Here is a 9,109-nt window from a genome sequence, read left to right on the forward strand (position 1 = left end):
TCAATGAAACCTTGGCAAAGTCGTTTCGCTGGACTTATATTGGCAAACCTTTGCTCGTATAGGTTATCGGATATATTTCGGATGCTGGGTACTAGCCTGAATACCGGCAGGAGCTTGTCCAGCATGCCCCCATCACCCAGCACCACACCCGTCCGGATGCTGACCCGGCGCACCCCTTTGACCTCGATGCCGGCGGCCTCCGTCTCCCAGTCACGGCAAAGGGTTTGCATGAAACCGGCCTCGGCCGGCACAACATAGGACTCGTCATAGCTCTCGTCGCCCGTGCCCGGATAAATACCGATGGCCGAGCCGCAAACCAGCCCTTCCAGGCTGGCGGGCGCTGCAGCAACCAGTTTGCGCGTGCTGACAATGCGGGATTCATACATCTCGCGCTTGCGTTTCGCGGTCCAGCGGCCCGTGCCCAGATTCTCACCCATCAATTGAATGATGATCTGCACGTCTTCCAATGCCGCAGGCGGCACTTCTTCTTGAGCATAATGCCAGTCATAGGCTGGCACACCCAGCTTCCGGCCCGCGCGCGCAGCATCGCGGCTCAACACTTTGACCGCATGGCCAGCCTGTTTCAGCTGCGCCACCAAATGATGTCCAATAAATCCCGTTGCCCCAGTGACAAGTATGTTCATATGCGATGATACCCCCTTCCGGTCGATTGTCTATCGGAACAAGATACGCCGATTCGGCGGAGATGGGAATATGCCCTGAAAGACCCGGCCAGTCGCAGGGACTGATCGTTCCCGCAGGCCTGCGCAGTCATCTGGGCCACACTATCGGGCGTGATGCGACAGCTATCAGCCCTCGCTACGGCCCGCGCTTTGCCTGCTGTCGGCATTGGCCAGGGTACGAGACGTCAGCCCGCGCCGGGCATGACCGCTGACCTTGCCACGCGGCGCAGCCTCCCTACGGCCAGCAGCACCCTGTGGCGCCCCGGCTGGCGACTTCTGTCCGCCAGCCGGCTTATGCTGGCGCGCAGGCGTGGCGCCACGTTTGGCAGCCGCTGCCGGCCGGCCTCGTCCGTTACGTCCGCGACCCTCCCCTTGTTCTGTCCGGCTGCGCCCGCCCTGTACCTTCTCGCCGCCCCCTCGTGGGCTACGCCGTTGAATGGGCTGTGGCTCGGCATCACGATCCGGCTCAAACCCGGGCAGGACATGTTGTTCGATATCTCGTTTGATCAAGCGCTCGATGTCCTGCAGCAGTTTGAATTCATCCACACACACCAGCGAGACCGCAGCGCCTGTCGCGCCGGCACGGCCGGTGCGGCCAATGCGGTGCACATACGCTTCGGAAACATCAGGCAGCTCGTAATTCACCACATATGGCAGCTGGTCGATATCCAGGCCACGGGCGGCGATATCGGTTGCCACCAGTACCTGCACACTGCCTGCCTTGAATTCGGCCAGGGCATTGGTTCTGGCATTCTGGCTTTTATTGCCATGAATCGCGAGCGCGGAAATGTCCGCTTTCGTCAATTTGCCAACCAGGGCATTTGCGCCATGCTTGGTCCGGGTAAACACCAATACCTGCGACCAGTCATGTGTTGTAATCAAATGCACCAAGGCATCCCGCTTTTTATCGCGGTCAACGATATAGACCCGCTGCGAGACCGTTTCTGTTGTGGTATTGCGCCGGGCGACCTCCACGTAGGCGGGCGCATTCAGCAGGCCATCGGCCAACGCTTTGATTTCATCCGAACAGGTCGCGGAAAACAACAGGTTTTGGCGTTGTTTGGGCAACAATGCAAGCACGCGCCGGATATCGCGGATAAAGCCCATATCGAGCATGCGATCGGCTTCGTCCAGCACCAGAATTTCGATTTGCGACAAATCCACCGTGCCCTGGCTCACATGGTCGAGCAAACGGCCCGGTGTTGCCACCAGAATATCGACACGGCCTTTCAGCGCCTTGATTTGTGGATTGATGCTGACACCACCAAACATCACCATTGAGTTCAATTTAAGATACTTGCCATAAGTGCGCACGCTTTCTTCCACCTGTGCGGCCAGCTCGCGCGTCGGCGTCAGCACCAGGGCACGAATCGGTGGGCGGCCTGCCGAAGGCCCTGGTCTGGCGCGATTTGCCAAACGGTGCAACAGCGGCAAAGTGAACCCGGCCGTTTTGCCGGTTCCGGTTTGCGCGCCGGCCAGCATGTCACGGCCTTCGAGCACCAGCGGAATGGCCTGCAATTGTATCGGGGTGGGGGTGGTATAACCTGCGTCTTGAATAGCGCGCAAAATATCGGCAGACAAGCCGAGTTCTGAAAATAACATAAGGGGTAACAACTCCTGGTCTGGCATCCAGCCTTGCATGCAGCCTTGAAAAATAAGGGCTGGAACCAGTCGAGGCTGATAGCTTTATTGGGGGGAAATATCAGGCGGAGGATGCTGAATCAGTAACCGGCCCGGCTGACGGCACGCTGACTGATGGGCGCGTACCTAGCATTTGAGGCGCCGAGTATACCACGGCTGACTTGCATCAGCGGGGATATCATTGACAATCTCGGCTCACACTGCATGAGACAAGGTCAAGCTGCAAAAAGTGCAACCACAGGGAGACAAACAAGAAAAAGCCTGTGCAGCATCGCTGCACAGGCCGAATGGCACGACAAGGAGATTGGATCGCTATCGTTTACCAGGCACCAGCGGACGGGCGTTGAGAAACCCCCAGATGAAATCGGTCTGCATGACCGCCATTTTGGGGCGGCTGTTGTTATCGTTGTAGAACCAGAAGGGATCGGGAATGCCGTAATGACTGCGGGCATAGCCAAAATCGCTCAGGCTGCGCTCGAATACCGAGAGCGCGAGAAAATTGGCCGAGCCATCGCTATTCACCGCCGCGCCGGCCCTGGCATGGCAGCTGATGCAACTGGAACCATCCATGAACCCTGCCTCGGTGATCGAATTCCCCAACAATGTCGCCTGGCCAATGGAATTGACGAATTCTACCTGTGAGCCCTTGAGACGGAAGTTGCGCCAGGCGGCGTCCTCCGGATCAGGCTCTACCTGGCTGGTGCTGTCACCGCTGCCAATATGCAGCGCAGCCAGCAACTGATCCCATTCCGGGCGGATCGTTTCCAACGGATAGCCCTTATCCGGGTTGAACACGATGCTCGGCGAATTCAAGCGATCGCTGCGCTGGTTGGGTTTGACATAATTATCCGCCGTCCCGTCCGGGCGCGCCTTGTCTGCGCTGGCATAACCATAGGCATCGTTGCAACCGGTGATATCACAGCGGCCGGGCAGGCTGATATGCTCGAAGGACGTCCAAACCCAGTTGGGAATGTCTTTGGAGGAGACGTGAAAAGCGACGAGATGATGGATGCCATCCAGGTGACAGCTTTGGGGGGATTTGCTGAGCCCGAGCGCCTGCAGATCGATTTGCGTCTGCAACACCTTGCTGATGTACTGCTTGGAATCGTCCGGCATTCCCAGCGCCACGGCCAGATCATGATGCAGCCAGTTGCTCTTGATCATGATCGCGTCCGGCGGCAAATCCACGCTATACAGCTTACCCGACTGGCCACCCTGTGAAGAATGGTTGACGCCATGGTAAGGGGCATCGCTTTGCAGATTCTGCTGATTGGCCTGGAACACGTCCACGACACCGTTGGCGTTATACAAATTGTTGGTGAATAGATAATCGTGAAATACCTGGTTACGGATGGTCAATTCGGCATTGGTCTGGCGTATCACCCGTCCGACACTTTCAGCATCGCCTGGATTGAAGCGCTTGACGATTTCCGCTACCAGATTCCGGGGCTTGCCATCTATTTTCACGCTGGTACAGGCAGGCGTAGCGGCTTCGTCAGCATTCGCTTTGGACGATTCAGGCATGCGCAAACGTCCCAGTGGCTTGAGCGTATGGTGGAATGGCAGACGGGTATCGCGCCGCAAGGCAAGATCACGCGCCATTTCATGCGCCTCGTCCGTCAACGCTTCGGTCAGGCGCTGCAGCTTGGCCGCATGGCGAGTAGCAGGATAAATCGGGCAATGCTTGGGGTCATTGTCCGCCGAGCCAGGCTGGCAACAGGCGTTCTTGTCCGGCGACTGGCCGGCCTGACATAATACATGTGGCCGAGAGGGCCAGTTGTCGTTCTCATCCGCCCAGTTCGACCAGAATCTGTCCCGCACGACTTCAGCAAACAGCTTCCAGGAAAACATATCCGGACAAGTCATGGCTGCATTGCTCATCGGCTTGCCAGTCAGTTTGTTGATCGCCACCAGCTCGCCATCTTTAACCACCATCGAACAGTATTCACGATCCTTGACGGCTGCCTGGAAATACAAAGTGGCGTCGATATTCGTGGGCTTGTAGGAATCGGCCTGAACGGCAGACAGGCCACTCAAGAAAATAGCCATGAAAGTGGCAAGATATATAGCAATACGTAAGATCACAGCGCTTCCTTCTGGTTGAGAGGGTATGGAGATAAACCTGCTTTTCGATCCTACAACGGATAACGCCACGCCTTACTCCAGAAATAACACATGAAATGGGCCTAATTGTGGCCGAGCCATACCGCAGAATTTGCGTTCTGGGCCAATGATCTTTAGTCGCCACTGCACTGAAGTGGACCAGTGCCGGCCTGCAGGGCATTGATGAACCAGCGCAGCGCCTTGCCTCGCCGGCCGCGCCGCCAGGCCATATAAAGCGGCGTATGGGTCTCAACACCTTCCACCTGCAATGCGACCAGCTCACCACTGGCGAGCGCCTGTTCAATCAAATGCACGGGCAAATAGCCGATGCCAAGACCGGCCTTTTGCGCCGCCACTTTGTCATGCACCGATGGCACTTTCAACGCCGGTTGGCGGCTGAACAACCGATATGTGCTGGCCACGCCATGACGCGTACTGTCGCGCGCGACGACCGCCCGGTAACCGGCGATTTCCTCGGGTTTGAGGCTGCGCTCAAGCCTGGCCAGGGGGTGCGCCTGGCTGACTGCAAACACCCATGGCAACAGGCAATACTGACGGCAGACAAAATCCCGGTGAATGGCCGGCTTGCCAGGCAGGCCGATAGCAAGGTCAGCGCGGTTTTCCTGCAACGCTTCCCAGCCACCGCTCAATACCTCCTGATGCAAATTGATCTCGATATCCGGCTTGAGTGCAAAAAACTCGGTCAACAGCGGATAAACATGCTCAACACCAAGCGAGGCATCCAACACGATCGAAAGCGAAGACTCCCAGCCGCTGTCTACCTGCCTGGCCATTTCCTCCAGCTGCCGGGTTGCATCCAGAATATGCCGCCCCTGTTCCAGCAAAACTCTGCCTGCCGGCGTCAGCACCGATTTGCGCCCCTCGCGCGCAAACAGGATCACACCCAGATCCTGTTCCAGTTTCTGTATGCTGTAGCTGATAGCCAATGGCACTCGGTGCAATGCCTCCGCTGCAGCCGCAAAAGAACCGCGCCGGTCGATCATGTCCAGCACCATCAGGGCATCGAGGGTAATCGCTTGTGCCGCGCTCATAAATGTTCAGATTTTTTGAATAGAACCATTCAATTATTCCGCTTTTTTAATTTTTACAAAACCCTATACTGATAACATATTAAATATAAAGAGGAGGCAAACCATGAAAACATCAGCAATTTTAAACACTCAGGGCAAAACCGATCTCGCCATGCTGTTGTTACGCGTGACTGTTGGCAGCATTTTCATTGCCCATGGCGCCCAGAAACTGTTCGGCTGGTTCGGCGGCTATGGGCTTGAAGCCACGGGCGAGTGGATGGCCTCGATCAACCTCACACCCGGTTACTTGATGGCATGGCTGGCGGGCGCCGCCGAGTTCTTCGGCGGGCTGGCGTTGCTGCTGGGATTGCTGACACGCCCTGCCGCGCTGATCACTGCCCTCACCATGCTGGTGGCACTGTTTGCTGCCCACTGGACAAATGGCTTTTTCCTCAGCAACAATGGCTACGAGTATGCGCTAACATTGCTGGTCGCCAGCCTGGCGCTGCTGTTGCAAGGCGCAGGCAAATATTCACTCGACCGCAAACTCCAGAACGCCCTTTAATCAACTACGGAGGACACAATACATGGGAATCTTGATCGATGGACAGTGGCATGATCAGTGGTACAAAACCCGGGATGGCGAGTTCATCCGCGAAGATGCCCAATACCGCCACTGGATCACCCAGGATGGACGCGCCGGACCGACTGGCGATGACGGTTTCACGGCAGAATCCGGCCGCTACCATCTGTTCGTATCACTGGCCTGCCCATGGGCACATCGCACCCTGATTTTCCGGAATCTGAAAAGCTTGCAGGCACATATCGGCGTAACCGTGGTCGACCCCAAAATGCTGGCACATGGCTGGGTCTTCAGCGAGGTCTCGCAGGACAACCCCTTCCCGGCACTGCGTTACCTGCACCAGCTGTATACCCGCGTCAAACCGGATTATACGGGCCGGGTCACGGTGCCGGTATTATGGGACAAGCAGCGCGGCACCATCGTCAGCAACGAGTCGGCCGACATCATCCGCATGCTCAACCGCGCGTTCAACGACATCACACGCAACTATCGGGATTTCTATCCCGAGGCCCTGCGCGGCAGGATTGATGCCGTCAATGAAGTGGTCTATCACGGCATCAACAATGGCGTCTACAAGGCCGGCTTCGCCACCACCCAGCAAGCTTATGAAAAAGGCTACGACAATCTTTTCAAGACATTGGACGAGATCGAAGCCATTCTGGGCAAGCACCGTTTCCTGGTCGACGACCAACTGACCGAAGCCGACTGGCGCCTGTTTACCACCCTGCTGCGCTTCGACGCCGTCTATTACAGCCACTTCAAGGCCAACAAACGGCGCATCGAGGACTATCCGCACCTATCCAATTACCTGCGCGACCTCTATCAGCAGCCAGGTATCGCGGAAACGGTCGATTTTGGTCATATCAAAACCCATTACTACTACAGCCACCCGAGCATCAACCCGACCCGCATCATCCCCAAGGGGCCGGAGATCGACTACACCCGGCCACACAACCGCGCGCAACTGTTTGCATGAACATGCCCTGAGACCTGAGCCCTCTTCATCTACCGGCTGGGCAGAACCCATGACCAGACAAGCCTACACATACTGCCCGGCCACATACCCCGAGGACCAGGCCCACTGGAAATTGAATCCGCCCAGGTGACCGGTGACATCCACCACTTCGCCGATAAAGAACAGGCCAGATTGTCTGCTCGCCCCCATCGTCTGCGAGGACAGTTCGCGCGTATCCACCCCGCCCCGGGTCACTTCGGCTGTCCGGTAGCCTTCCGTGCCGACCGGTTTGACATGCCAATCATTGACGGCACTGGCCAGCGCCGCCAACCGGGCATCGGACAAGTTGGCCAATGGCCCGCTGTCGTTCTGTTCATCGCAAATGCTTTGCGCAAGCCGCCTGGGCAGGATCTCCGCCAATGCATTGTTGATATGCAACCGGGGCTGGCTCTGCTTCCACGCTTTTAAACATGCAAGCACATCCGTGCCCGGCGCCAGATTGATGACGATCGGCTCCCCCTCCTCCCAATACGACGAGATTTGCAAAATAGAAGGGCCGCTCAATCCCCGGTGGGTAAAAAGCAACCCCTCGGCAAACAGCTGCTTCCTGAAACGCACATCCGCCTCGACCGAAAGGCCGCTCAGTGCCTGGCAGCGTGCCAGCAATGCCCCATCAAAAACCAACGGCACCAGCGCCGCGCGCGGCTGGATCACATTCAGCCCAAATTGTTTGGCCACCTCATAGCCAAATGGAGTCGCCCCGATCTTGGGAATCGAAAGACCACCGGTCGCAATCACCAGCGAAGCGCAAGTCTGCTCGCCCTGGCTGGTCTTGAGGCGATAGCCGCCCGCAACCGCTTCGATGGCGCGCACCTGCACCGAAGTATCGAGCTGCACACCCGCCTGGCGCGCTTCCGTCAACAGCATGGTGATGATCTGTTTGGCGGAATCATCGCAAAACAACTGCCCCAGCTTCTTTTCATGAAAAGCGATGCCATGCTTGCGCACCAGCGCGATGAAATCCTGCGGCGTATAGCGCCTGAGCGCGGACTTGCAGAAATGCGGATTCTGCGACAGGTAGCACTGCGGCTGGGTATGCAGATTGGTGAAATTGCAGCGCCCACCACCGGAAATGCGGATTTTCTCGGCAATCTTGGCCCTATGATCGATCAACCACACCCTGCGGCCGCGCCCGCCGGCCTCGATCGCACACATCAGCCCAGCCGCGCCAGCGCCGATGATGATCACATCAAAAGAATGAGCCATGGTTGATTGCTTCGGTTATGCATAGATGAGACGAGCAAGCAGCGTGCTCAAAAAAACAGACAAACCCGGCATTCTACAAAAATTGGCGGAAGTTCGATTGCAAAAGCAGCTGGATTTGCTGCGAATTCAGGAAAGGCAACAGCGCCAGGTCAATCATCTTTTGCTTCATCGGCGAGCAGCACTCGCAAAAAAAATCGTATCACCGCAATCCATTTGCCGCTCCCGATCATCCAATAATTTCATTAATTTTCTACTTTATTCTCCGTGAGCTATCCTGCCTGACAGTACCAATGGCGTCCGTTTCATGAACGCTGTCTCCGATAATCCTGTATTGCTTTTTACTGTCACCAATCTTTGTTCCGATACTATCGGTTGGCAGAATCCGGCCATCCTTCTCAAGGACAAAGTGCGGATTATTGGCATCGATGGTGCCGATGGAATCGGCTGGATAGATCCTGGTTTCACTTTTTTCTCTATCAGCCGAGCTTGCTGGAATCACACCAAGCATCAAAGCAGCAAATAACACAGTTTTATGCATTCAGGATTTCCCTAAAAATTAACAGGCCAGTTTTCTGATAATGACTGCTAATGGTTACAACAGCCTGCTGCCTTTAAACCATGACCACCTGGCTGACCGATAGCTATCCGAATTCCTCGAAATCATGAATATTCACCATAATGCGGCAACGACCGGCGGTTAGATTATTATGGCGAATGGTATGAAAAAATTGTACGGAAGTACATGGAATCTATGGCTCCTCGGCAGAATTTGTGGGTAACCGAAAGCGCCTTTTGTAAGACCATGGCCGGTGATAGTGGAGCACCCCGCCCAATCTCTGAGAAGATG

8 protein-coding genes are annotated in these 9,109 nt (G+C 56.2%); 2 read left to right on the forward strand and 6 right to left on the reverse strand.

Features of this window, described 5'->3' with window-relative positions:
* From BLV85_RS13460 to BLV85_RS13475, 4 genes are all read right to left on the reverse strand, one after another.
* Positions 1-644 (reverse strand): NAD-dependent epimerase/dehydratase family protein (locus BLV85_RS13460; protein WP_143032352.1); only part of this gene is annotated, 644 nt, incomplete at its 3' end.
* A 165-nt stretch (positions 645-809) separates the two neighbouring features.
* On the reverse strand, positions 810-2,285 hold the full coding sequence (locus BLV85_RS13465; protein ID WP_090415755.1) for a DEAD/DEAH box helicase: 1,476 nt from the start codon (positions 2,283-2,285) through the stop codon (positions 810-812).
* 351 nt (positions 2,286-2,636) lie between these two features.
* On the reverse strand, positions 2,637-4,409 hold the full coding sequence (locus BLV85_RS13470) for a hypothetical protein (RefSeq protein ID WP_090415756.1): 1,773 nt from the start codon (positions 4,407-4,409) through the stop codon (positions 2,637-2,639).
* A 152-nt stretch (positions 4,410-4,561) separates the two neighbouring features.
* A complete protein-coding gene (locus BLV85_RS13475; RefSeq protein ID WP_090415757.1) occupies positions 4,562-5,479 on the reverse strand; it encodes a LysR substrate-binding domain-containing protein in 918 nt (305 codons plus the stop codon).
* A gap of 103 nt (positions 5,480-5,582) precedes the next feature.
* Between BLV85_RS13475 and BLV85_RS13480 the strand changes: the two genes are divergently transcribed.
* Both BLV85_RS13480 and BLV85_RS13485 read left to right on the forward strand, forming a co-directional pair.
* Positions 5,583-6,023, forward strand: a complete 441-nt coding sequence (locus BLV85_RS13480) for a DoxX family protein (protein WP_090415758.1) — start codon at positions 5,583-5,585, stop codon at positions 6,021-6,023.
* 22 nt (positions 6,024-6,045) lie between these two features.
* On the forward strand, positions 6,046-7,017 hold the full coding sequence (locus BLV85_RS13485) for a glutathione S-transferase family protein (protein ID WP_090415759.1): 972 nt from the start codon (positions 6,046-6,048) through the stop codon (positions 7,015-7,017).
* A 63-nt stretch (positions 7,018-7,080) separates the two neighbouring features.
* Here the strand turns inward: BLV85_RS13485 and BLV85_RS13490 are convergent, their stop codons facing one another.
* Together BLV85_RS13490 and BLV85_RS13495 are read right to left on the reverse strand one after the other, a co-directional pair.
* On the reverse strand, positions 7,081-8,262 hold the full coding sequence (locus tag BLV85_RS13490; RefSeq protein WP_090415760.1) for a BaiN/RdsA family NAD(P)/FAD-dependent oxidoreductase: 1,182 nt from the start codon (positions 8,260-8,262) through the stop codon (positions 7,081-7,083).
* A gap of 250 nt (positions 8,263-8,512) precedes the next feature.
* Entirely contained in the window at positions 8,513-8,800 is a 288-nt protein-coding gene (locus tag BLV85_RS13495) for a hypothetical protein (protein WP_090415761.1), read from the reverse strand.
* Between the last annotated feature and the right edge of the window lie 309 nt (positions 8,801-9,109).

The sequence above is a fragment of the Nitrosomonas halophila genome, assembly GCF_900107165.1.
Taxonomy (GTDB): Bacteria; Pseudomonadota; Gammaproteobacteria; order Burkholderiales; family Nitrosomonadaceae; genus Nitrosomonas; species Nitrosomonas halophila.